The 22,348-nt window shown below is 53.9% G+C and carries 16 protein-coding genes, 2 tRNA genes and 2 rRNA genes; 17 read left to right on the forward strand and 3 right to left on the reverse strand.

Features of this window, described 5'->3' with window-relative positions:
* Positions 1–158 precede the first annotated feature (158 nt).
* The 8 genes from ACQZQY_RS05655 to yjfF all read left to right on the forward strand — a co-directional run bounded on the left by ACQZQY_RS05655 (position 159) and on the right by yjfF (position 8,562).
* Positions 159–3,067, forward strand: a 23S ribosomal RNA gene (locus tag ACQZQY_RS05655).
* Between the two features lie 117 nt (positions 3,068–3,184).
* Positions 3,185–3,300 (forward strand): 5S ribosomal RNA (gene rrf / locus ACQZQY_RS05660).
* An 87-nt stretch (positions 3,301–3,387) separates the two neighbouring features.
* Positions 3,388–3,464: transfer RNA gene (locus tag ACQZQY_RS05665), tRNA-Asp, on the forward strand.
* Positions 3,465–3,516: 52 nt separating this feature from the next.
* Positions 3,517–3,592 (forward strand) — tRNA-Trp (locus ACQZQY_RS05670).
* A 405-nt stretch (positions 3,593–3,997) separates the two neighbouring features.
* Entirely contained in the window at positions 3,998–4,954 is a 957-nt protein-coding gene (gene ytfQ, locus ACQZQY_RS05675) for a galactofuranose ABC transporter, galactofuranose-binding protein YtfQ (RefSeq protein ID WP_431296745.1), read from the forward strand.
* 107 nt (positions 4,955–5,061) lie between these two features.
* The gene (gene ytfR, locus ACQZQY_RS05680) at positions 5,062–6,546 is read left to right on the forward strand and encodes a galactofuranose ABC transporter, ATP-binding protein YtfR (protein ID WP_431297156.1); all 1,485 of its coding nucleotides are present in this window, start codon (positions 5,062–5,064) and stop codon (positions 6,544–6,546) included.
* 10 nt (positions 6,547–6,556) lie between these two features.
* On the forward strand, positions 6,557–7,576 hold the full coding sequence (ytfT, locus tag ACQZQY_RS05685; protein WP_122096498.1) for a galactofuranose ABC transporter, ATP-binding protein YtfT: 1,020 nt from the start codon (positions 6,557–6,559) through the stop codon (positions 7,574–7,576).
* Positions 7,576–8,562 (forward strand): galactofuranose ABC transporter, permease protein YjfF, encoded by a 987-nt coding sequence (gene yjfF / locus ACQZQY_RS05690; protein ID WP_056772370.1) that lies wholly within the window; start codon positions 7,576–7,578, stop codon positions 8,560–8,562. The genes ytfT and yjfF overlap by 1 nt, the downstream gene beginning before the upstream one ends.
* Before the next feature lie 11 nt (positions 8,563–8,573).
* On the opposite strand, the gene hdfR is transcribed toward yjfF, so the two are convergent.
* Positions 8,574–9,398 carry an HTH-type transcriptional regulator HdfR gene (gene hdfR / locus ACQZQY_RS05695; RefSeq protein WP_056772412.1) on the reverse strand — a complete coding sequence of 275 codons (825 nt, stop codon included), beginning with the start codon at positions 9,396–9,398 and terminating at the stop codon, positions 8,574–8,576.
* Positions 9,399–9,516: 118 nt separating this feature from the next.
* On the opposite strand from hdfR, the gene ACQZQY_RS05700 reads away from it, so the two are divergent.
* A complete protein-coding gene (locus ACQZQY_RS05700) occupies positions 9,517–9,855 on the forward strand; it encodes a DUF413 domain-containing protein (RefSeq protein ID WP_056772365.1) in 339 nt (112 codons plus the stop codon).
* A 25-nt stretch (positions 9,856–9,880) separates the two neighbouring features.
* Here ACQZQY_RS05700 and ACQZQY_RS05705 read toward each other — a convergent pair whose 3' ends face one another.
* A complete protein-coding gene (locus tag ACQZQY_RS05705) occupies positions 9,881–11,416 on the reverse strand; it encodes a YifB family Mg chelatase-like AAA ATPase (RefSeq protein ID WP_431296746.1) in 1,536 nt (511 codons plus the stop codon).
* Positions 11,417–11,781: 365 nt separating this feature from the next.
* Between ACQZQY_RS05705 and ACQZQY_RS05710 the strand changes: the two genes are divergently transcribed.
* The 7 genes from ACQZQY_RS05710 to ilvA all read left to right on the forward strand — a co-directional run bounded on the left by ACQZQY_RS05710 (position 11,782) and on the right by ilvA (position 19,730).
* Positions 11,782–13,020, forward strand: a complete 1,239-nt coding sequence (locus ACQZQY_RS05710; RefSeq protein WP_056772359.1) for an MFS transporter — start codon at positions 11,782–11,784, stop codon at positions 13,018–13,020.
* Positions 13,021–13,152: 132 nt separating this feature from the next.
* Positions 13,153–13,254: an ilv operon leader peptide gene (gene ilvL, locus ACQZQY_RS05715; protein ID WP_015699153.1), complete on the forward strand. Its 102-nt coding sequence runs from the start codon at positions 13,153–13,155 to the stop codon at positions 13,252–13,254.
* 147 nt (positions 13,255–13,401) lie between these two features.
* The gene (ilvG, locus tag ACQZQY_RS05720; protein ID WP_056772357.1) at positions 13,402–15,048 is read left to right on the forward strand and encodes an acetolactate synthase 2 catalytic subunit; all 1,647 of its coding nucleotides are present in this window, start codon (positions 13,402–13,404) and stop codon (positions 15,046–15,048) included.
* On the forward strand, positions 15,045–15,308 hold the full coding sequence (gene ilvM / locus ACQZQY_RS05725; protein WP_013577547.1) for an acetolactate synthase 2 small subunit: 264 nt from the start codon (positions 15,045–15,047) through the stop codon (positions 15,306–15,308). Before ilvG ends, ilvM begins: the two co-directional genes overlap by 4 nt.
* Positions 15,309–15,326: 18 nt before the next feature.
* A complete protein-coding gene (locus ACQZQY_RS05730) occupies positions 15,327–16,256 on the forward strand; it encodes a branched-chain amino acid transaminase (RefSeq protein WP_056772355.1) in 930 nt (309 codons plus the stop codon).
* A 73-nt stretch (positions 16,257–16,329) separates the two neighbouring features.
* Positions 16,330–18,180, forward strand: coding sequence for a dihydroxy-acid dehydratase (gene ilvD / locus ACQZQY_RS05735; RefSeq protein WP_431296747.1), 1,851 nt, complete (start codon positions 16,330–16,332; stop codon positions 18,178–18,180).
* A 5-nt stretch (positions 18,181–18,185) separates the two neighbouring features.
* A complete protein-coding gene (gene ilvA, locus ACQZQY_RS05740) occupies positions 18,186–19,730 on the forward strand; it encodes a threonine ammonia-lyase, biosynthetic (RefSeq protein WP_122096503.1) in 1,545 nt (514 codons plus the stop codon).
* A gap of 52 nt (positions 19,731–19,782) precedes the next feature.
* On the opposite strand, the gene ilvY is transcribed toward ilvA, so the two are convergent.
* The gene (gene ilvY / locus ACQZQY_RS05745; RefSeq protein ID WP_056772346.1) at positions 19,783–20,664 is read right to left on the reverse strand and encodes an HTH-type transcriptional activator IlvY; all 882 of its coding nucleotides are present in this window, start codon (positions 20,662–20,664) and stop codon (positions 19,783–19,785) included.
* A 186-nt stretch (positions 20,665–20,850) separates the two neighbouring features.
* Between ilvY and ilvC the strand changes: the two genes are divergently transcribed.
* Entirely contained in the window at positions 20,851–22,326 is a 1,476-nt protein-coding gene (gene ilvC / locus ACQZQY_RS05750; protein WP_056772344.1) for a ketol-acid reductoisomerase, read from the forward strand.
* The last annotated feature ends 22 nt before the right edge of the window (positions 22,327–22,348 follow it).

Here is a 22,348-nt window from a genome sequence, read left to right on the forward strand (position 1 = left end):
AGTATTTTGCTCTTTAACAATCTGGAACAAGCTGAAAATTGAAAGTTTACAGCTGAACATCACTCTCCGTAGAAGTACTGAGTGGTGGATTAGTCTGTAACAGAGTCTCTCAAATAATCGCAGCGCGACGATGTCTTTAAGACACCTTCGGGTTGTGAGGTTAAGCGACTAAGCGTACACGGTGGATGCCTAGGCAGTCAGAGGCGATGAAGGGCGTGCTAATCTGCGAAAAGCGTCGGTAAGGTGATATGAACCGTTATAACCGACGATACCCGAATGGGGAAACCCAGTGTGTTTCGACACACTATTGCATGGTGAATACATAGCCATGCAAGGCGAACCGGGGGAACTGAAACATCTAAGTACCCCGAGGAAAAGAAATCAACCGAGATTCCCCCAGTAGCGGCGAGCGAACGGGGAAGAGCCCAGAACCAACATCAGCGTATGTGTTAGTGGAAGCGTCTGGAAAGTCGCACAGTATAGGGTGATAGTCCCGTACACAAAAATGCATACATTGTGAGTTCGATGAGTAGGGCGGGACACGTGACATCCTGTCTGAATATGGGGGGACCATCCTCCAAGGCTAAATACTCCTGACTGACCGATAGTGAACCAGTACCGTGAGGGAAAGGCGAAAAGAACCCCGGCGAGGGGAGTGAAATAGAACCTGAAACCGTGTACGTACAAGCAGTGGGAGCCTACTTTGTTGGGTGACTGCGTACCTTTTGTATAATGGGTCAGCGACTTATATTTTGTAGCAAGGTTAACCGTATAGGGGAGCCGTAGGGAAACCGAGTCTTAACTGGGCGTCAAGTTGCAAGGTATAGACCCGAAACCCGGTGATCTAGCCATGGGCAGGTTGAAGGTTGGGTAACACTAACTGGAGGACCGAACCGACTAATGTTGAAAAATTAGCGGATGACTTGTGGCTGGGGGTGAAAGGCCAATCAAACCGGGAGATAGCTGGTTCTCCCCGAAAGCTATTTAGGTAGCGCCTCGTGAACTCATCTTCGGGGGTAGAGCACTGTTTCGACTAGGGGGCCATCCCGGCTTACCAACTCGATGCAAACTACGAATACCGAAGAATGTTATCACGGGAGACACACGGCGGGTGCTAACGTCCGTCGTGAAGAGGGAAACAACCCAGACCGCCAGCTAAGGTCCCAAAGTCATGGTTAAGTGGGAAACGATGTGGGAAGGCATAGACAGCCAGGATGTTGGCTTAGAAGCAGCCATCATTTAAAGAAAGCGTAATAGCTCACTGGTCGAGTCGGCCTGCGCGGAAGATGTAACGGGGCTAAACCATGCACCGAAGCTGCGGCAGCGACGCTTAGGCGTTGTTGGGTAGGGGAGCGTTCTGTAAGCCGTCGAAGGTGACCTGTGAGGGTTGCTGGAGGTATCAGAAGTGCGAATGCTGACATAAGTAACGATAATGCGGGTGAAAAACCCGCACGCCGGAAGACCAAGGGTTCCTGTCCAACGTTAATCGGGGCAGGGTGAGTCGACCCCTAAGGCGAGGCTGAAAAGCGTAGTCGATGGGAAGCTGGTTAATATTCCAGCACTTGGTGTTACTGCGAAGGGGGGACGGAGAAGGCTAGGCTAGCCGGGCGACGGTTGTCCCGGTTCAAGCGTGTAGGGGGTGTGACTTGGTAAATCCGGTTACATATTAACCCTGAGGCGTGATAACGAGCCACTACGGTGGTGAAGTAGTTGATGCCATGCTTCCAGGAAAAGCCTCTAAGCTCCAGGTAACACGAAATCGTACCCCAAACCGACACAGGTGGTCAGGTAGAGAATACTCAGGCGCTTGAGAGAACTCGGGTGAAGGAACTAGGCAAAATGGTGCCGTAACTTCGGGAGAAGGCACGCTGGCGCGTAGGTGAAGGGACTTGCTCCCGGAGCTGAAGCCAGTCGCAGATACCAGCTGGCTGCAACTGTTTAATAAAAACACAGCACTGTGCAAACACGAAAGTGGACGTATACGGTGTGACGCCTGCCCGGTGCCGGAAGGTTAATTGATGGGGTTAGCAGCAATGCGAAGCTCTTGATCGAAGCCCCGGTAAACGGCGGCCGTAACTATAACGGTCCTAAGGTAGCGAAATTCCTTGTCGGGTAAGTTCCGACCTGCACGAATGGCGTAATGATGGCCAGGCTGTCTCCACCCGAGACTCAGTGAAATTGAACTCGCTGTGAAGATGCAGTGTACCCGCGGCAAGACGGAAAGACCCCGTGAACCTTTACTATAGCTTGACACTGAACATTGAGCCTTGATGTGTAGGATAGGTGGGAGGCTTTGAAGCGTGGACGCCAGTCTGCGTGGAGCCAACCTTGAAATACCACCCTTTAATGTTTGATGTTCTAACTCGGCCCCGTGATCCGGGGTGAGGACAGTGTCTGGTGGGTAGTTTGACTGGGGCGGTCTCCTCCTAAAGAGTAACGGAGGAGCACGAAGGTTAGCTAATCACGGTCGGACATCGTGAGGTTAGTGCAATGGCATAAGCTAGCTTGACTGCGAGAGTGACGGCTCGAGCAGGTACGAAAGTAGGTCATAGTGATCCGGTGGTTCTGAATGGAAGGGCCATCGCTCAACGGATAAAAGGTACTCCGGGGATAACAGGCTGATACCGCCCAAGAGTTCATATCGACGGCGGTGTTTGGCACCTCGATGTCGGCTCATCACATCCTGGGGCTGAAGTAGGTCCCAAGGGTACGGCTGTTCGCCGTTTAAAGTGGTACGCGAGCTGGGTTTAGAACGTCGTGAGACAGTTCGGTCCCTATCTGCCGTGGGCGTTGGAAGATTGAGAGGGGCTGCTCCTAGTACGAGAGGACCGGAGTGGACGCATCACTGGTGTTCGGGTTGTCATGCCAATGGCATTGCCCGGTAGCTAAATGCGGAAAAGATAAGCGCTGAAAGCATCTAAGCGCGAAACTTGCCTCGAGATGAGTCTTCCCTGTGGCTTTAAGCCACCTGAAGGGACGTTTAAGACTAAGACGTTGATAGGCTGGGTGTGTAAGTGCAGCGATGCATTGAGCTAACCAGTACTAATGACCCGAGAGGCTTAACCTTACAACACCAAAGGTGTTTTTAGAGTGGCTCTGAAGTAGATTTTCAGCTGAATGTTCCGAGATTGGTTCGTAGTGCAAGCCTGATTTAAGGTGCGCGTTATGGATGAAACAGAATTTGCCTGGCGGCACTAGCGCGGTGGTCCCACCTGACCCCATGCCGAACTCAGAAGTGAAACGCCGTAGCGCCGATGGTAGTGTGGGGTCTCCCCATGCGAGAGTAGGGAACTGCCAGGCATCAAATTAGTTCCTTTTCCCCTGACAAGGAAAATAACAGGAACAAACGCGCATCAGACGATTTCTGATGGGTGTGAAAGAACCGGTGGAGCGGTAGTTCAGTTGGTTAGAATACCTGCCTGTCACGCAGGGGGTCGCGGGTTCGAGCCCCGTCCGTTCCGCCACTTATTTGATTATGCCTGCTAATTTTAGCAGGCATAATGTTAAGCGTAATTTAGGGGCGTAGCTCAGTTGGTAGAGCACCGGTCTCCAAAACCGGGTGTCGCGAGTTCGAGTCTCTCCGCCCCTGCCATATCAGAGCCCTTCGCGAAAGCGAGGGGCTTTTTTTTATCTAAAATTCCCTGACTGTTCCTCGCAAACACATTACTCCTCAATGCACACACCTTTCATTGCAGACATTTGCACACTTTAAGCGCAATACCGCCGCTATTTCCGGTTATTTCTGGTCATATTTTGGCTAAATACATGCACTAAATGATTGTTATCCCCATATGTGACCCCGCTCATGCTCCCTTTTTCCCTGTGTACTAAACCTAATCATCGTCTTATGACGACAACCAGAACCTGATATGACTCTTTTCCCCCTTTTTACGACGTAATTGTCGTGACGGGTGAATGCGTATATCAGGTGCATGTTCTGGCCGTACCCAACGAGTCATAACAAAAAGTAGCTCAGACTACACGCGAGGAAAGAAACATGTACAAACGCTTATTTGTGGCAGCAGCAGTAGCAACAGCACTTTGTGGTGCGGCACAGGCAGCTCCGCTGGTTGTGGGTTTTTCTCAGATCGGCTCAGAGTCTGGTTGGCGTTCAGCAGAGACTAAAGTGTCTAAGTCAGAGGCGGAAAAACGCGGGATCACACTGAAAATTGCGGATGCTCAGCAAAAACAAGAGAACCAAATTAAAGCAATACGTTCGTTTATTGCGCAAGGTGTAGATGCCATCTTTATTGCCCCGGTAGTCGCAACCGGCTGGGCTCCTGTTCTGACAGAAGCTAAAGAGGCGAAGATCCCCGTATTCCTGTTGGACCGAACTATTGAAGTCAGCGATCCTTCTCTGTACACCGCCGCCGTCGCGTCTGACAGCGTTTACGAAGGTAAAGTTGCCGGTGACTGGCTGGTGAAAGATGTCGCGGGTAAGCCTTGTAACGTGGTCGAACTTCAGGGAACCGTCGGTGCGAGCGTCGCGTTAAACCGTAAAAAAGGGTTTGCGGATGTGCTTAAAGCGGCACCAAATGTAAAAATCATCCGCTCACAGTCTGGTGACTTTACCCGTAGCAAGGGTAAAGAAGTCATGGAAAGCTTCATCAAAGCTGAACAAAACGGCAAAAACATTTGTGCCGTCTATGCACATAACGATGACATGGCAATCGGTGCTATTCAGGCCATCAAAGAAGCGGGTCTGAAACCAGGTTCGCAGATCAAAATCGTCTCAATCGACGGCGTTCCTGACATCTATAAAGCCATGCTGAATGGCGAAGCCAATGCTTCTGTCGAGCTGACACCTAACATGGCCGGTCCTGCATTCGATGCATTAATCGCCATGAAAAAAGACGGTACTCAACCGAAGAAATTTATTCAGACTCAGTCCGCTTTGATCTTGCCGGATATGGCTCAGAAAGAATACGACATGAAAAAAGACATGGGTTATTAAGCCGATTTTACCGGTCTGTCTGATGGCAGGCCGGTAGAAATTATTCCCTTTCCGCCGATGGCGGATGCAGCAGGAGTAGTGACGTGACGGATAATCCAGGTTCAGCAATGCTGCTCGATGTGCGCGGCCTCTCTGTAGAATTCCCCGGCGTTAAGGCGCTGGAAAATGTCGACTTTACCCTCGAACGTGGTGAAATAGTTGCTCTTTTAGGCGAGAACGGTGCCGGTAAATCTACGATGATTAAAGCCCTGACTGGCGTCTATAAACGCTCTGCCGGACAGGTATTTTTGAATGGTACATCCATCGAGCCTGTTAATACCGCGCATGCCCAATCACTGGGAATCGGTACGGTTTATCAGGAAGTGAATCTCCTGCCCAATATCTCCGTTGCAGCTAATCTTTTCATCGGGCGCGAACCTACCCGTTTTGGTCTGGTGAATCAGCGCAAAATGGAACAGCGGGCCGGGGCGCTTCTGGAAGGTTACGGCTTGCATCTGGATGTCAGTCAGCCACTCTCAACTTACTCCATTGCGATTCAGCAAATCGTGGCAATTGCCCGCGCCGTTGACCTTTCTGCGCAGGTCTTAATCCTTGATGAACCCACCGCCAGCCTTGATGCAAAAGAAGTCAGCATGCTGCTCGATATTCTCGTCCAGCTTCGGGACAAAGGCGTGGGGATGATCTTTGTGACCCATTTTCTTGATCAGGTTTACCGCATCAGCGATCGCATCACGGTGTTGCGAAACGGCAAACGTGTGGGTTCCGAGCGTACCGTGGATTTACCGCGTATCGATCTTGTTCCAATGATGCTGGGCCACAGCTTTGATGAAAGCCTGCTCAAACGTACGGAACACAGAAATGTCACTGGCGAACCGCTGGTCGATTTTAAAGATTATGGCCGCCGTGGTGTGGTTGAGAATTTTGATCTTCACGTTCGTCGTGGCGAAATTGTCGGTCTGGCAGGATTACTTGGATCCGGACGGACAGAAACCGCTCAGCTGATTTTTGGCATAAAAGGTCATGACAGCGGTAAAGCGCAGGTCAATGGGCGGGCAGAAACCATCAGTACGCCGCGCAAAGCCGCAAAGCTTGGGTTTGGTTATTGCCCGGAGGATCGCAAAACTGACGGTATTATTGGCGCGGCCACGGTGAGGGAAAACATCATTCTCGCTTTACAGGCTCAGCGCGGTTGGTTACGTCCTTTACCGTTGAAAGAACAGCATCAGATCTCTGAAAAATTCATCAAACTTCTTGGTATTCGTACTCCCGGAACCGAGCAGGAAATCCAATATCTCTCCGGCGGGAATCAACAAAAAGTGTTGCTGTCCCGCTGGCTGGCGACCAATCCCCGCTTTCTTATCCTTGATGAACCCACCCGCGGTATTGATGTGGGTGCGCATGCTGAAATCATTCGCCTGATTGAAAAACTGTGCGATGAGGGGCTGGCGTTGCTGGTGATTTCTTCTGAACTGGAAGAGCTGGCGGGTTATGCCGATCGGATCGTGGTACTGCGCGATCGTCGTCATGTCGCCGAAATTGAGCAGGCTGAGATCTCCGTGCCAGCCATTATGAAAGCCATTGCGGCTCAGTGAGGAGATAGCGATGAGTAACAGGAGTCTGCCGATGACAGGAACACCGCGCAAAGTTCGATGGGTATTTCCTAAGGGCGCCACTCAAATCGGGGCGTTCATCGCAATATTATTGATCGACAGCCTGGTGGCACCGGGCTTTTTCTCCATCCACATTCAGGATGGCCGCCTGTTCGGCAGTCTGGTTGATATCTTCAATCGTGGTGCACCGGTGGCTCTGCTTGCACTTGGAATGACGCTGGTGATTGCAACCGGTGGTATCGATCTCTCCGTCGGTGCCGTCATGGCTATCGCCGGCGCGACGGCAGCCACCATGACGGTTCAGGGTTATCCGCTGATGATGGTGCTGCTGGCTTCTGTGGGGGTCGGCGCCGTGTGTGGCCTGTGGAATGGTTTTCTGGTTGCCGTTCTGCAGATTCAGCCGATTGTCGCAACTTTGATGCTGATGGTGGCCGGGCGCGGTATTGCACAGCTCATCACTGAAGGGCAAATCGTTACCTTTGAACATAATGGCTTATCGCAGTTCGGCAGCGGCTCTCTGTTTTACCTGCCGATGCCGGTCATCATTGTGGTCGTGATGCTGTTCCTGGTGTGGGCGCTGACGCGGAAAACGGCGCTTGGCTTGTTTATTGAGTCGGTCGGAATCAACATCCGTTCGGCTTATAACGCGGGTGTGAATGCGCGTCTGGTGCTGATTTCCACTTATGTGATTTGCGGGATCTGCGCGGCGGTTGCCGGCGTGATTGTGACCGCCGATATTCGCGGTGCGGATGCCAATAATGCGGGGTTGTGGCTGGAGCTGGACGCAATTTTGGCCGTGGTCATTGGCGGTGGGTCGTTGCTCGGGGGGCGCTTCAATCTGCTTCTCTCGGTCATCGGTGCGCTGATCATTCAGGGTATGAATACTGGCATCCTGCTCTCAGGTTTTAAGCCTGAATTTAATCTGGTGCTGAAAGCGCTGGTGGTACTGGCCGTCCTGGTGGTGCAGTCGCCACGGGTATCGCTCAGTAATCTGTTCCGGAGGAAGGGATAATGCTGAAAAGAAATTTGCCCCTGCTGATTACTATCGTGGTGTTCCTTGCCGGATATGGTTATTGCTTCACGCAATTTCCCGGATTCGCCTCCACGCGGGTCTTCTTTGATTTACTGACCGATAACGCGTTTCTTGGGATTGTCGCCGTCGGTATGACGTTCGTCATTCTCTCTGGTGGTATCGACCTTTCCGTGGGCTCTGTCATTGCCTTTACCGGCGTGTTGCTGGCAAAACTGATTGGTGAATACGGTGTCGCGCCGGGTTATGCGTTTGTGATTGTCCTGCTGATGGGGGCGATGTTTGGCGCGCTGATGGGCTGGATTATCGACACCTTAAAGCTCCCGGCGTTTATCATCACCCTTGCCGGTATGTTTTTTGTGCGCGGGATGAGTTTTATCGTGTCGGAAGAGTCGCTGCCCATCAATCATCCTGTTTATGATTTTCTCGCCAATTTCGCGTGGAAAATGCCGGGAGGAGGCCGCTTTACTCTGTTGGCGCTGGTCATGCTCATGGTGGTTTTCGTGGGGATTATTCTGGCGCACCGTACCCGCTTTGGTAACAACGTTTATGCGGTCGGTGGCAGTAATGTTTCGGCAGCGCTGATGGGCGTTCCGGTCAGACGTACCACGATTTATATCTACATGCTGTCGAGTACGCTGGCGGTTCTTTCCGGCATTGTGTTCTCACTCTATACCTCTGCGGGCTACGCACTGGCTGCCAGCGGCGTAGAGCTGGATGCTATTGCCTCGGTGGTGATTGGCGGTACGTTACTCAGCGGCGGTGTAGGCACCGTGCTCGGAAGCCTTTTCGGCGTGCTGATTCAGGGTTTAATACAAACTTACATCACCTTCGACGGCACGCTCAGCTCCTGGTGGACCAAAATCGTCATGGGCATCCTGCTGTTTGTCTTTATCGGCTTGCAGAAGGGCATGGGGTCATTCTGGACCGCCAGAAGAGCACGCCACCCGCGCCCTGAGCCAACCTGATCGCGGCAGGCTCAGAGATGAGTGATCAGCGGTGTTTTGAGTAACTGACGGATCAAAACCTGCTGATCGCTGTTTTGCAGCCACACCGCATAGAGCGGGCGGATCACCGGTGGAACGTCTTCATGCACTGCAAGTTGTGGGTATTCTTTTGCCCAGTGTGCAGGCAGGAAAGCACAACCACCGGTTTGTTCAAGCAACTGACGGGTCAGATGTGCCGACGTTGTTGTCAGCACCGGCTCCTGATCGCTATTCTGCAATTTTTCCTGCTGTGGAAAATCTGCCCCCCATTCCAGCTTCACGTAAGGTGAATGCTCGCTTCTGACCGTTTTCTGCGATGAAAAAAGTCGTAACGAGAAATTACCCAGCAACTGGCTTGAGAGTTCATCCATCTTTGGCGGCTCGGTAGTGATCAGCAAATCCAGTTGTCTTTCATGCAATTGCTTCACCAGTGACTGGCGTAACGCGATGCGCGCTTCCAGCCGTAACGTGTCACGTTGCACATAGAGAGACTGCATCCAGGGGGTCAGATACGCTTCCCAGAGCGATGCCGTGGCACCAATCGACAATTCTGTGTGCTGTAACGAGCGTATCACCTCTTTTTTCGCCAGTTGCCAGGTAGACATCAGATTTTCGGCGTAAGGCAGCAGGCGCTCTCCTGCGGGCGTTAAGCGGATATTATTTCGATGGCGGGTGAATAAATTCGCACCAAGTTGAGTTTCCAGTTGCCGGATACGAAAGCTGACAGCGGATTGCGTAAGATAGAGAGATTCCGCCGCCCGACCAAAGTGGCGAGTTCTACTGACCTCCAAAAAGGTTTTCAGTAATTCCGTGTCCAAAACCATCTCCAATTATTTTTGTCGTTAAGATTTAAATGTTTTGTTTTACACAATGTCAAGCCTAACTAATACTCCGCGCCATAACAGCACGACCATGAGAGAATTAGGAGCGTGTCAGATGGCGGAAAGCTTCACCACGACAAGTCGTTTTTTTGATAATAAACATTACCCTCGCGGGTTCTCCCGGCATGGCGATTTCACCATTAAAGAAGCGCAAATGCTAGAACGTTACGGCTTTGCCTTTAACGAACTGGATTTGGGAAAGCGCGAGCCAGCAACCGACGAAGAAAAGCTGTTCCTTGAGGTTTGCCGCGGTACGCGTGAACCGGTAACGGATGCAGAAAAAGTGTGGAACAAATACATTGTCCGCACGCGTCGTCCGAAGAAATTCCACACGTTGTCTGGCGGTAAGCCGCAGGCTGACGCTGTAGAAGACTACACGGAAAGCGACGACTAATGAAACGGGGCTCTGCCCCGTTTTTTTATGCCAGACTCTTATGCAGCGTTAACAATAGCCTATCCATGCTGCGATAGCTCAGCGCCTCCGCAATATGTTTGCGTTCAATGGCTTCACAGCCCCCCAAATCGGCCAGCGTTCTCGCGACTTTAAGAATGCGATGCCAGGCTCTCACCGACAATCCCAGTTTATGCAGTACCTCTTCCAGAAATTCCGCATCCGCTTTGGTTAAAACACAATACACCTCAACTTCACTGCTTTTGAGATGGGCGTTAATTTTCCCCGCCCGGTTTAACTGAATGTCCCTGGCGATCAACACCCGCTCCCGCACTTCTGCGCTACTTTCCCTCACGACAGGCGCATGATTTTGCTGGCTCAAAATACCCGGCGGTAAAAGCGGTACTTCAATCGATAAATCGAAACGGTCAAGGAAAGGCCCTGATAGCCGGCTCAGATAGCGTAAGACCTGCTGTGGCGGCGTGCGGTTATGGACGCCCTGATAATGTCCGGTCGGGCTGGGATTCATCGCGGCAATCAGTTGTGCTCTTGCCGGATAGCGTACTTTCGCCCGGGCGCGGGAAATGGTGATTTCGCCGGACTCCATTGGCTGGCGCAGAGCATCCAAAACCTGACGCTGAAATTCAGGCAGCTCATCAAGAAACAGAACGCCGTTGTGGGCCAGAGAAATTTCTCCCGGTCTGGGCAACGAACCGCCGCCAACCAGCGCACTCATTGACGTGCTGTGATGCGGCGCGCGAAACGGGCGAACGCGGGAAAACTCGCCGTCCTCCTCCGGGTTATACACCAGGCTGGCGATGGCCGCGGTTTCCAGTTTTTCTTCATTGCTCAGGGGCGGCAGCAATCCGGGTAACCGGCTGGCGAGCATGGTTTTTCCTGTGCCAGGCGGGCCAATCAGCAGTAAGTTATGCCCGCCTGCAGCGGCGACTTCCAGCGCTCGCTTGGACTGCTCCTGACCGATGATTTCGGCAATGTCGGGCGGATTCGCCTGCGCGGAAGGCTGCGCCGGGTATTCGATGGTCGGCAGGTTGTCTTCGCCCTGAAGAAAGGCGCAAACCTGTAGCAAATGTCCGGCGATGCGCGCGACGCCGGGATCCAGCAGCGTCATTTCCGCCTGATTGTTTTGCGGGAGGATCAGCATGCGCCCCTCTTTTTGCGCCTCAAGTGCGGCCGGGATCGCGCCGTTAACGCTGCGTAATGCACCTGAAAGCCCGAGTTCGCCTAAGAATTCATATTCATTCAGCTTATCTCCCTGCAATTGCTCAGAGGCCACCAGAATCGCCAGGGCTATCGACAGATCGTAGCGGCCGCCTTCCTTGGGTAAATCTGCGGGCGCGAGGTTCACGGTGATGCGCTTTGCCGGGAAAGTGAATCCGCAGTTAATGATTGCGCTGCGCACACGGTCCCTGGCTTCCTTAACGGTGGTTTCAGGCAATCCGACCAGCGTCAGCGCGGGTAAGCCGTTGCTGATATGCACTTCGACAGAGACGCCGGGTGCCTGAACGCCCAGCGATGCGCGCGTAAATACCACGGCTAATGACATGCTTTTTCCTTTGCGGTGAAAATTCCTGACAACAGCATGCCGTAATGCCCGACGGTTGCGGAAATAAGATCTCAGCCCTGCGCAACGTTACGCAAAAAATCTCATGAATTTAGCAAATGAAATCAGAGGGCTGTGCGGCGTCTCGCATAAGTCGCAACATCCTCTAACAGCTTGTGGTGTCTGGAAACAAATTAGCGGGCTAATTAAGTTGCTGGTTTGCGCATCAGCGGTGTTTAATTTGAATGTATTTAACAATAAACAAACAAATACCAATTATTAATTAACATCTCTCTGCCTCACCGAGGATTTTCCGGATCGGCTCGTTGAGCGCATTGACTGCATCTTTCCGGAATAGGGATACACCCATGTTTGGTTGGACTTCACGGCAGCGAAACGTTGCCATCGCCAGTTTTTTGAGCTGGACTCTCGACGCCTTCGATTTCTTTATTTTAGTCTTTCTTCTCAGTGATATAGCGACCGCATTTCAGGTGGATATCAAAGAGGTCACGCTGGCTATTTTACTGACGCTGGCAGTGCGGCCAATTGGCGCGCTGGTGTTTGGGCGGGCAGCGGAAAAATACGGGCGTAAGCCGGTGCTGATGGTGAACATTGCCTGCTTTTCCATTTTTGAACTGTGTACGGCAGCAGCACCGTCGCTGACCATTTTCCTGATCCTGCGTGTGATTTACGGGATCGCGATGGGCGGTGTCTGGGGCGTGGCGTCATCACTGGCGATGGAAACCATCCCCGACCGTTCACGCGGCATGATGTCGGGGATTTTCCAGGCCGGTTATCCGTTTGGTTATCTGCTGGCGGCGGTGGTGTACGGGCTGTTCTCAGAACTGGTTGGCTGGCGCGGAATGTTTGTGATCGGTGCGGTGCCCGTTTTCCTGCTGCCGTTCATCTGGTTCAAAGTGCAGGAATCCCCGGTCTGGCTTGCCGCCCGTGAGCGAAAAGAAAGTACAGCGTTGCTGCCGGTGCTGAAATCGCACTGGAAACTCTGCGTCTATCTGGTGGTGCTAATGGCGGCGTTCAATTTCTTCAGCCACGGAACGCAGGATCTCTACCCCTCATTCCTGAAAGTTCAGCATGGTTTTGATGCACATACGGTCAGCCTGATCGCCATCAGTTACACCATAGCCTCGATCATCGGCGGTATCTTCTTTGGCACGCTGTCAGAGAAAATCGGGCGGAAAAAAGCCATTATTATCGCGGCCTTACTCTCATTACCGGTGATCCCTCTGTGGGCTTTCTCCAGCGGAACCTGGACCATCGGGCTGGGGGCTTTCCTGATGCAGTTTATGGTGCAGGGCGCGTGGGGCGTTATTCCGTCTTATCTCACCGAGCTGGTGCCAGCTAATACCCGCGCGGTGCTGCCCGGTTTTGTTTATCAGCTTGGGAATCTGCTGGCGTCGGTCAATGCCACGTTGCAGGCAAGCATTGCTGAAAGTCACGGACATAACTACGGGCTGGCGATGGCCATTGTGGCCGGGACAGTGGCGATCGTGATTTCTGTGCTGGTGGCGTTTGGCCGGGATACGCGCGGAAAAGCGATAACAGGAGCAATAAATAATCAGGCGACCGATCAACCCGCTAAGGTTTGATTTTTCACTGAATTTTTCGCTGATGCTGCGACGGGCCGCAATTAATAACGCAAGAAAAATGTTGTCATTAAATGCATTACTGTGATAACTCTGTAGGCAATCGTTCGCAATATGAATTATAGAAACCGAAAAATGAAAGCCCTTCTCCTCGTAGTTAGCCTAGTCGTGATTAGCGTGGTGGTGATTATTATCCCACCGTGCGGGGCTGCACTTGGACGAAGAAAGGCTTATTAAACAAGCCTGAACCTGAAAAGAAACCCCGCACCGAAAGGTCCGGGGTTTTTTTTTGGGTCAGGAATTTCAGAGAACAGTGAAGCGGGGTCGGAAAATGAGCAACAGCATAATGTTCTGCACTTGTCGCAAAAAGGCAGGAGAATAAGGATGAACGGAGCACAGTGGGTAGTACAAGCGTTGCGTGCGCAGGGGGTAGATATGGTGTTTGGTTATCCCGGCGGGGCAATCATGCCGGTATACGATGCACTGTATGACGGCGGCGTGGAACACCTGTTGTGCCGGCACGAGCAAGGTGCCGCAATGGCCGCCATCGGCTATGCCCGTTCAACCGGAAAAGTCGGCGTGTGTATTGCCACTTCCGGCCCTGGCGCGACCAACCTGATCACCGGTCTGGCCGACGCGCTGTTAGATTCCGTTCCGCTGGTGGCCATCACCGGTCAGGTCGGCTCCGCCTTTATCGGCACCGACGCTTTTCAGGAGATCGACGTTTTAGGTTTGTCCCTGGCCTGCACCAAACACAGTTTCCTGGTGGAATCGCTGGACGCCCTACCGGAAATCATGGCTGAAGCGTTTGCCATCGCCAGCTCCGGCCGTCCGGGCCCGGTGCTGATCGACATCCCGAAAGACATCCAGCTGGCGACCGGCGAACTGCCACCCCATCTGCTGGCGGTGGAAGAATCTTTCCCGCACCCGGTTGCTGAACTGGAACAGGCCCGCGCCATGATTGCCGCCGCGCAAAAACCGATGCTGTATATCGGCGGCGGTGTCGGTATGGCGCAGGCGGTTCCTGCATTACGCGATTTTATCTCGGTCACCGGCATTCCTGCGGTGGCCACGCTGAAAGGCCTGGGCGCGCCGGATGCCACTGACCCCTGCTATCTGGGCATGTTGGGAATGCACGGCACTAAAGCGGCGAATCTGGCGGTTCAGTCTTCTGACTTACTGATCGCCGTTGGGGCTCGCTTCGATGACCGTGTGACCGGAAAACTGAACACCTTTGCGCCGCACGCAGCGGTTATCCATATGGATATCGATCCGGCTGAGCTGAACAAACTGCGTCAGGCGCACGTGGCGTTGCAGGGTGACCTGAATGCGCTGTTACCGGCGCTGCAACAGCCACTGAAGATCAACGCATGGCGTGATGAAGTGATGACGCTGAAAGCGCAGGGCGAATGGCGCTACGACCATCCGGGCGAAGCGATTTATGCGCCGCTGCTGCTGAAACAAATCTCCGATCGTAAATCGGCGAATACCGTGGTGACGACTGACGTCGGCCAGCATCAGATGTGGACCGCGCAACATATGCAGTTCACCCGCCCGGAAAACTTCATCACCTCCAGCGGTCTGGGCACGATGGGCTTTGGCGTTCCGGCAGCCGTCGGCGCACAGGTTGCCCGCCCGGATGACATGGTGATCTGCGTTTCCGGTGACGGTTCCTTCATGATGAATGTTCAGGAGCTGGGCACCATCAAGCGAAAACAGTTGCCCGTCAAAATCCTGCTGCTGGATAACCAGCGGTTAGGGATGGTTCGACAGTGGCAGGAATTGTTCTTCGACGGACGCTTCAGTGAAACCAACCTCTCCGATAACCCCGATTTTGTGACGCTGGCCAGCGCATTTAACATCCCCGGCCAACGCATTCACCGTAAAGACCAAGTCGATGCCGCTCTGGACGCCTTCTTCAACAGCGAAGGTCCGTATTTGCTTCAGGTTTCCATCGACGAAAATGAAAATGTCTGGCCTCTGGTGCCACCGGGCGCAGGCAACGAAACCATGTTGGAGAAAATGTCATGATGCAGCATAACGTCTCAATCCAGGCCCGTTTCCGCCCTGAAATGTTGGAACGCGTATTACGCGTTGTTCGCCACCGTGGTTTTCAGGTATGCGCGATGAACATGACCCCGATGGTCAATGCGGAAAACATAAATATCGAATTGACCGTTGCCAGCCAGCGGCCGGTAGATTTACTGTCTTCACAGTTACGCAAACTTATGGATGTCGCCTGTGTCGAGATCCAGCAACACACATCACAACAAATACGCGCGAATGCGTGAGTAATAGGGACGATAAGAATGACGAAGAAAGCTGATTACATTTGGTTCAATGGCGAGATGGTTCCGTGGGCAGACGCGAAGGTTCACGTGATGTCACACGCGTTGCATTACGGCACGTCTGTCTTCGAAGGCGTACGTTGCTACGACTCCCATAAAGGTCCGGTCGTCTTCCGCCACCGTGAACATATGCAGCGTCTGCGCGATTCCGCCAAAATCTACCGTATGCCGGTTTCTCAGAGTGTTGATGAGCTGATGGAAGCCTGCCGCGAAACCCTGCGCAAAAACAATCTGGTCAGCGCCTATATCCGTCCGCTGGTGTTTGTGGGCGATGTCGGCATGGGCGTGAATCCACCGGATGGCTACAAAACTGACGTGATCATTGCCGCCTTCCCGTGGGGCGCCTATCTGGGTGAAGAAGCGCTGGAACAGGGCATCGACGCCATGGTGTCTTCCTGGAACCGCGTTGCCGCCAACACCATTCCCACTGCCGCGAAAGCCGGTGGTAACTATCTGTCCTCATTGCTGGTCGGCAGCGAAGCGCGTCGCCACGGTTATCAGGAAGGTATCGCGCTGGACGTTCACGGTTATGTCTCTGAAGGTGCAGGCGAAAACCTGTTTGAAGTGAAAGAAGGCATTCTGTTCACGCCTCCGTTTACCTCTTCCGCGCTGCCGGGTATCACCCGTGACGCTATTATTAAACTGGCGAAAGATATGGGTCTGGAAGTGCGTGAGCAGGTATTGTCCCGTGAATCCCTGTATCTGGCAGATGAAGTCTTCATGTCCGGCACCGCCGCAGAAATCACGCCAGTACGCAGCGTGGACGGCATTCAGGTCGGCATCGGCAAACGTGGTCCGGTGACCAAACAAATTCAGGATGCGTTCTTCGGCCTGTTCACCGGCAAAACCGAAGACAAATGGGGTTGGCTGGATCCTATCAATCCACAGTAGTCAAAAGAATAAGAATTGCGCAGGTAGCGATTTCGCTGCCTGCTAAACAGAAATGATTTGGAGTGAACAGAGCATGCCTAAGTACCGTTCCCACACCACGACTCATGGCCGCAACATGGCTGGCGCCCGCGCATTATGGCGTGCCACCGGCATGACTGATGACGATTTCGGTAAGCCCATTATTGCCGTCGTCAACTCCTTTACCCAGTTCGTACCGGGCCACGTTCACTTGCGCGATCTGGGTAAACTGGTTGCCGAGCAAATCGAAGCCTCCGGCGGCGTAGCGAAAGAATTTAATACCATCGCCGTGGATGACGGGATCGCCATGGGTCATGGCGGCATGCTGTATTCGTTGCCTTCGCGCGAACTGATCGCGGATTCCGTGGAATACATGGTGAACGCGCACTGCGCCGATGCCATGGTGTGTATTTCCAACTGCGACAAAATCACCCCGGGAATGCTGATGGCCTCACTGCGCCTGAACATTCCGGTGATCTTCGTTTCCGGCGGTCCGATGGAAGCCGGTAAAACCAAGCTGTCCGACAAAATCATCAAACTCGACCTGGTCGATGCGATGATTCAGGGCGCAAACCCGAACGTCAGCGATGCTGACAGCGAACAGATCGAACGTTCTGCCTGTCCGACCTGTGGTTCCTGTTCCGGTATGTTCACCGCCAACTCCATGAACTGTCTGACCGAAGCGCTGGGTCTGTCTCAGCCGGGTAACGGTTCATTGCTGGCGACCCACGCCGACCGCCGGGATCTGTTCCTGAATGCCGGTCGTCGTATCGTTGAGCTGACCAAACGTTATTACGAAAAAGATGATGAATCCGCGTTGCCACGCAACATCGCCAGCAAAGCGGCATTCGAAAATGCCATGACGCTGGATATCGCCATGGGTGGTTCCACTAACACCGTTCTTCACCTGCTGGCTGCGGCGCAGGAAGGCGGCATCGAGTTCGATATGATCGACATCGACCGTCTGTCACGCGTTGTACCACACCTGTGTAAAGTGGCACCGAGCACGCCGAAATACCATATGGAAGACGTTCACCGCGCCGGTGGCGTGCTGGCAATTCTGGGCGAACTGGATCGTGCGAACCTGTTGAACCGCGACGTGAAAAACATCCTGGGCCTGAATCTGACGCAGACGCTTGAACAGTACGACATCATGCTGACCAAAGACGAAGCGGTGAAAAAAATGTTCCGCGCAGGCCCGGCTGGTATCCGTACCACGCAGGCATTCTCTCAGGATTGCCGCTGGGACACGCTGGATGATGACCGCGCGGAAGGGTGTATCCGCTCGCTGGAACATGCGTTCAGCACAGACGGCGGTCTGGCCGTGCTTTACGGCAACATCGCCGAAGCGGGCAGTATCGTGAAAACCGCAGGCGTGGATAAATCCAACCTGACTTTTCGTGGCCCGGCCAAAGTGTACGAAAGCCAGGATGATGCGGTTTCCGCAATCCTCGGTGGCAAAGTCGTGTCCGGCGACGTCGTGGTTATCCGCTACGAAGGGCCAAAAGGCGGTCCGGGCATGCAGGAAATGCTGTATCCGACCACCTACCTGAAATCCATGGGTCTGGGCAAAGAGTGTGCGCTGATCACCGACGGTCGTTTCTCCGGCGGCACTTCCGGCCTGTCCATCGGCCACGTTTCTCCGGAAGCGGGCAGCGGCGGCATGATTGCGCTGGTGGAAGATGGCGACATCATTGATATCGATATTCCGAACCGCAAAATGGTACTGGACGTTCCTGCGGCTGAACTGGCTGTCCGTCACGAAGCCGAACTGGCGCGCGGCGACAAAGCCTGGACGCCGAAGAACCGCGAACGCGTGGTGTCTCTGGCGCTGCGTGCTTACGCATTGCTGGCGACCAGTGCCGATAAAGGCGCCGTTCGCGACAAGTCTAAGCTGGGAGGCTAAAGGCCATGGCGGTATCTCAACCTCTGCCCGATCAGCCGGGTGGTGCTGAATATCTGCGCGCCGTGCTGCGTGCGCCGGTTTATGAAGTCGCACAGGTGACGCCTTTGCAGGTCATGGAAAAGATCTCTTCCCGGCTGGGTAACACCATTCTGGTGAAGAGGGAGGACCGCCAGGCTGTTCACAGTTTTAAACTGCGCGGAGCGTATTCCATGATCGCCAGCCTGACCGAAGAGCAGGCCGCGCGCGGCGTGATTACGGCTTCTGCCGGTAACCACGCACAGGGCGTTGCGCTTTCGGCCACCAAAAAAGGCATTAAATCGCTGATCGTGATGCCGGTGGCGACCGCTGACATCAAGGTCGATGCCGTGCGTAATTTCGGCGGCGAAGTGCTGCTGCATGGTGCGAATTTCGATGAGGCGAAAGCCAAAGCGATTACGCTGTCGCAGGAACAGGGCATGACCTTTGTGCCGCCGTTTGACCATCCGGCAGTGATCGCCGGACAGGGCACGCTGGCGATGGAACTGCTGCAACAGGATGCGCATCTGGACCGCGTCTTCGTGCCCGTCGGCGGCGGTGGTCTTGCGGCGGGTGTCGCAGTACTGATCAAACAGCTGATGCCGCAGATTCAGGTGATCGGCGTTGAAGCGGAAGATTCGGCTTGTCTGCGCGCGGCACTCGATGCCGGTGAACCGGTTGATCTGGCGCGTGTCGGGTTGTTCGCCGAAGGCGTCGCCGTGAAGCGCATCGGGACGGAAACCTTCCGCCTGTGTCGTGAATATCTGGATGATGTGATCACCGTTGACAGTGATTCCATCTGCGCGGCCGTGAAAGATTTGTTCGAAGATGTGCGTGCGATTGCTGAACCTTCCGGCGCGCTGGCGCTGGCGGGGCTGAAGAAATACGTTCAGCAGCACAACATTCAGGGCGAGCGTCTGGCGCATGTGCTTTCCGGCGCGAACGTGAATTTCCACGGTCTGCGTTATGTGTCAGAACGCTGCGAGCTGGGCGAGCAACGCGAAGCGCTGCTGGCGGTGACCATTCCTGAGCGCAAAGGCAGCTTCCTGAAATTCTGTCAGCTGTTGGGTGGCCGTTCGGTAACGGAGTTCAATTACCGTTACGCCGATGCCGACAACGCCTGCATTTTCGTCGGCGTGCGTCTGACGCGCGGACATGCGGAACGTCTGGAAATCATCGACGAACTGAATCACGACGGTTATCAGGTGGTCGATCTTTCTGATGATGAAATGGCGAAACTGCATGTGCGTTACATGGTGGGCGGGCGTCCAACCAAGCCTCTGCGCGAGCGGCTTTACAGCTTTGAGTTCCCGGAATCCCCCGGCGCTTTGCTGAAATTCCTGCACACGCTGGGCACGCACTGGAATATTTCGCTGTTCCATTATCGCAGCCACGGCACCGATTTTGGTCGCGTGCTGGCAGCCTTTGAGCTGAACGAGGAAGAGCCGGAGTTCGAACAGAACCTGAAGGCGTTGGGTTATGACTGTCACAACGAAAGTGATAATCCGGCATTCCGCTTCTTCTTAGCGGGCTGAAAACGAAAACGGGACGCCTGAAAAGCGTCCCGTTTTTTATTGCCTGAAAGGCTCAGAGCAACTGCCAGAACGCGTCAATCAGCGGTTCGTTGAGGCGTTTTTTCTGCACGCAAACGCCCAGCTCCAGCGGTGCGCCGACCGCAACGTTATCCAGAATGGTAATGCGGTTGCGGATGGATTCCGGGCTGTTGTCGACCACGACCGACGGGATCAGCGCAATGCCGCAGCCAAGCGCGACCATCGAGACAATCGCTTCATGGCCGGACACCGTGGCGTAAATCAGCGGATTAGTCAGACGGTTGCGTTTGAACCAGATGTCGATACGTTTTCGCGCCGGGCCATGCTCGGGAAGAATAAACGGGATCCGCGACCAGTCGGGATGAGGTTCGCTGACCTGGGTGCGTACCGCGCAGGGCAGGGAAGGCGAAATCAGGATCATTGAGATTTCGCCAATCTTTGCGAAATCGACGCTGCCCGGCAGACTTTCAGGATGTCCGGCGATACCTAAATCCGCGTCGGTAGACTGGACTTTTTCGACCGCATCGGCGGCATCGCCGGTGGTCAGTTTGATTTCGACCAGCGGATGCTGTGCGCGGAAGCGGTCCAGAATCGGCGGCAGATGGCTGTAGGCGGCGGTCACCGAGCAAAACAGACGCAGTTCGCCGCTCAGCGTCGGGCCATGCTGATCCAGCCCGCTGCGCAGTTGCTGGTAATGCAATAGCGTCTGCTGGGCAAAGTTTCTGAGCTGTTCGCCCGCGCTGGTCAGCTGCACGGTGCGGTTATCACGCTGAAACAACGGCTGGCCGAGCTCCTCTTCCAGCCGCTGGATCTGGCGCGAAAGCGTGGACGGGCTGACATGCATCGCCTTCGATGAACGGCCAAAATGGCGGCTTTCCGCCAGATGTAAAAACAGTTTCAGATCACGTAAGTCCATAACGATTACCCGGTTTTCTCGCATTAAAGATGGCTGTTCAGGAGTATTGCATAATCTGCAACGTCATCTTCGTAATATATCAATTTAAGCAATATGTCGCATGACATATAGTGAATTCACGGCGTTCACCGGCTCACCGGTGAAACAAAAAATAACAGCACTTACCTCGAAAGAACGGAGCAAGACATGGCTAACTATTTCAACACACTGAACCTGCGTCAGCAGCTGGCACAACTGGGCAAATGCCGCTTCATGGGTCGCGATGAATTCGCTGACGAAGCCAGCTACCTCAAAGGTAAAAAAGTGGTGATCGTGGGCTGTGGCGCACAAGGTTTGAACCAGGGTCTGAACATGCGTGATTCTGGCCTGGATGTGTCATATACCCTGCGTGCAGAAGCGATTGCCGAGAAGCGCGCTTCATGGCGTAAAGCGACTGAAAACGGCTTTAAAGTCGGCACCTACGAAGAACTGATCCCGCAGGCGGATCTGGTGGTTAACCTGACGCCAGACAAACAGCACAGCGCGGTCGTAAAAGCCGTCCAGCCTCTGATGAAAGATGGCGCGACCCTGGGCTATTCCCACGGTTTCAACATCGTTGAAGTGGGCGAGCAAATCCGTAAAGACATCACCGTGGTGATGGTTGCGCCGAAATGTCCGGGTACCGAAGTACGTGAAGAATACAAACGCGGTTTCGGTGTACCGACGCTGATCGCAGTTCACCCGGAAAACGATCCGAAAGGCGAAGGCATGGCGATTGCCAAAGCCTGGGCAGCAGCCACCGGCGGCCACCGTGCGGGCGTTCTGCAGTCTTCCTTCGTTGCCGAAGTGAAATCTGACCTGATGGGCGAGCAGACTATCCTGTGCGGTATGTTGCAGGCCGGTTCTCTGCTGTGCTTCGACAAACTGGTTGCTGACGGCGTTGATGAAGCTTACGCAGAAAAACTGCTGCAGTTCGGCTGGGAAACCATCACCGAAGCGCTGAAACAAGGCGGCATCACGCTGATGATGGACCGTCTGTCCAACCCGGCGAAACTGCGTGCTTATGCACTGTCCGAACAACTGAAAGAGATCATGGCGCCACTGTTCCAGAAACACATGGACGACATCATCTCCGGCGAATTCTCCAGCGGCATGATGGCTGACTGGGCGAACGACGACAAAAACCTGCTGACCTGGCGTGAAGAAACGGGCGCCACTGCGTTCGAAAACGCACCACAGTTCGACGGTAAAATCTCTGAGCAGGAATACTTCGACCACGGCGTTGTGATGATTGCGATGGTGAAAGCGGGCGTTGAGCTGGCCTTCGAAACCATGGTGGCTTCCGGCATCATCGAAGAGTCCGCTTACTACGAATCACTGCACGAACTGCCGCTGATCGCCAACACCGTTGCACGTAAGCGTCTGTACGAAATGAACGTGGTTATCTCTGATACCGCTGAATACGGTAACTACCTGTTCGCTAACGCCGCCGTGCCGTTGCTGAAAGAGTTTATGACCACGCTGCAGGCGGGCGATTTGGGCAAATCAGTGGCTGAAACGCAGGTTGATAACGCGCAGCTGCGTGATGTTAACGAAGCAATTCGCAATCACCCGATCGAGTCAATTGGCCGCACTCTGCGCGGTTATATGACAGATATGAAACGCATTGCGGTAGCGAGTTAATTCGTTAACCCTCAGGTATAAA

Origin of the sequence: Rahnella sp. PAMC25559, assembly GCF_050632365.1 — a bacterium.
GTDB classification, from domain to species: domain Bacteria; phylum Pseudomonadota; class Gammaproteobacteria; order Enterobacterales; family Enterobacteriaceae; genus Rahnella; species Rahnella rivi.

Coding starts and splice junctions, on each gene's coding strand:
- ilvA (WP_122096503.1), top strand. CDS start 18,186: ATGGCGGTATCTCAACCTCTGCCCGATCAGCCGGGTGGTGCTGAATAT.
- yjfF (WP_056772370.1), top strand. CDS start 7,576: ATGCTGAAAAGAAATTTGCCCCTGCTGATTACTATCGTGGTGTTCCTT.
- ACQZQY_RS05705 (WP_431296746.1), bottom strand. CDS start 11,416: ATGTCATTAGCCGTGGTATTTACGCGCGCATCGCTGGGCGTTCAGGCA.
- ACQZQY_RS05700 (WP_056772365.1), top strand. CDS start 9,517: ATGGCGGAAAGCTTCACCACGACAAGTCGTTTTTTTGATAATAAACAT.
- ilvY (WP_056772346.1), bottom strand. CDS start 20,664: ATGGACTTACGTGATCTGAAACTGTTTTTACATCTGGCGGAAAGCCGC.
- ilvC (WP_056772344.1), top strand. CDS start 20,851: ATGGCTAACTATTTCAACACACTGAACCTGCGTCAGCAGCTGGCACAA.
- ilvD (WP_431296747.1), top strand. CDS start 16,330: ATGCCTAAGTACCGTTCCCACACCACGACTCATGGCCGCAACATGGCT.
- ACQZQY_RS05710 (WP_056772359.1), top strand. CDS start 11,782: ATGTTTGGTTGGACTTCACGGCAGCGAAACGTTGCCATCGCCAGTTTT.
- ilvL (WP_015699153.1), top strand. CDS start 13,153: ATGAAAGCCCTTCTCCTCGTAGTTAGCCTAGTCGTGATTAGCGTGGTG.
- ytfQ (WP_431296745.1), top strand. CDS start 3,998: ATGTACAAACGCTTATTTGTGGCAGCAGCAGTAGCAACAGCACTTTGT.
- ilvG (WP_056772357.1), top strand. CDS start 13,402: ATGAACGGAGCACAGTGGGTAGTACAAGCGTTGCGTGCGCAGGGGGTA.
- ytfT (WP_122096498.1), top strand. CDS start 6,557: ATGAGTAACAGGAGTCTGCCGATGACAGGAACACCGCGCAAAGTTCGA.
- ytfR (WP_431297156.1), top strand. CDS start 5,062: ATGCTGCTCGATGTGCGCGGCCTCTCTGTAGAATTCCCCGGCGTTAAG.
- ilvM (WP_013577547.1), top strand. CDS start 15,045: ATGATGCAGCATAACGTCTCAATCCAGGCCCGTTTCCGCCCTGAAATG.
- ACQZQY_RS05730 (WP_056772355.1), top strand. CDS start 15,327: ATGACGAAGAAAGCTGATTACATTTGGTTCAATGGCGAGATGGTTCCG.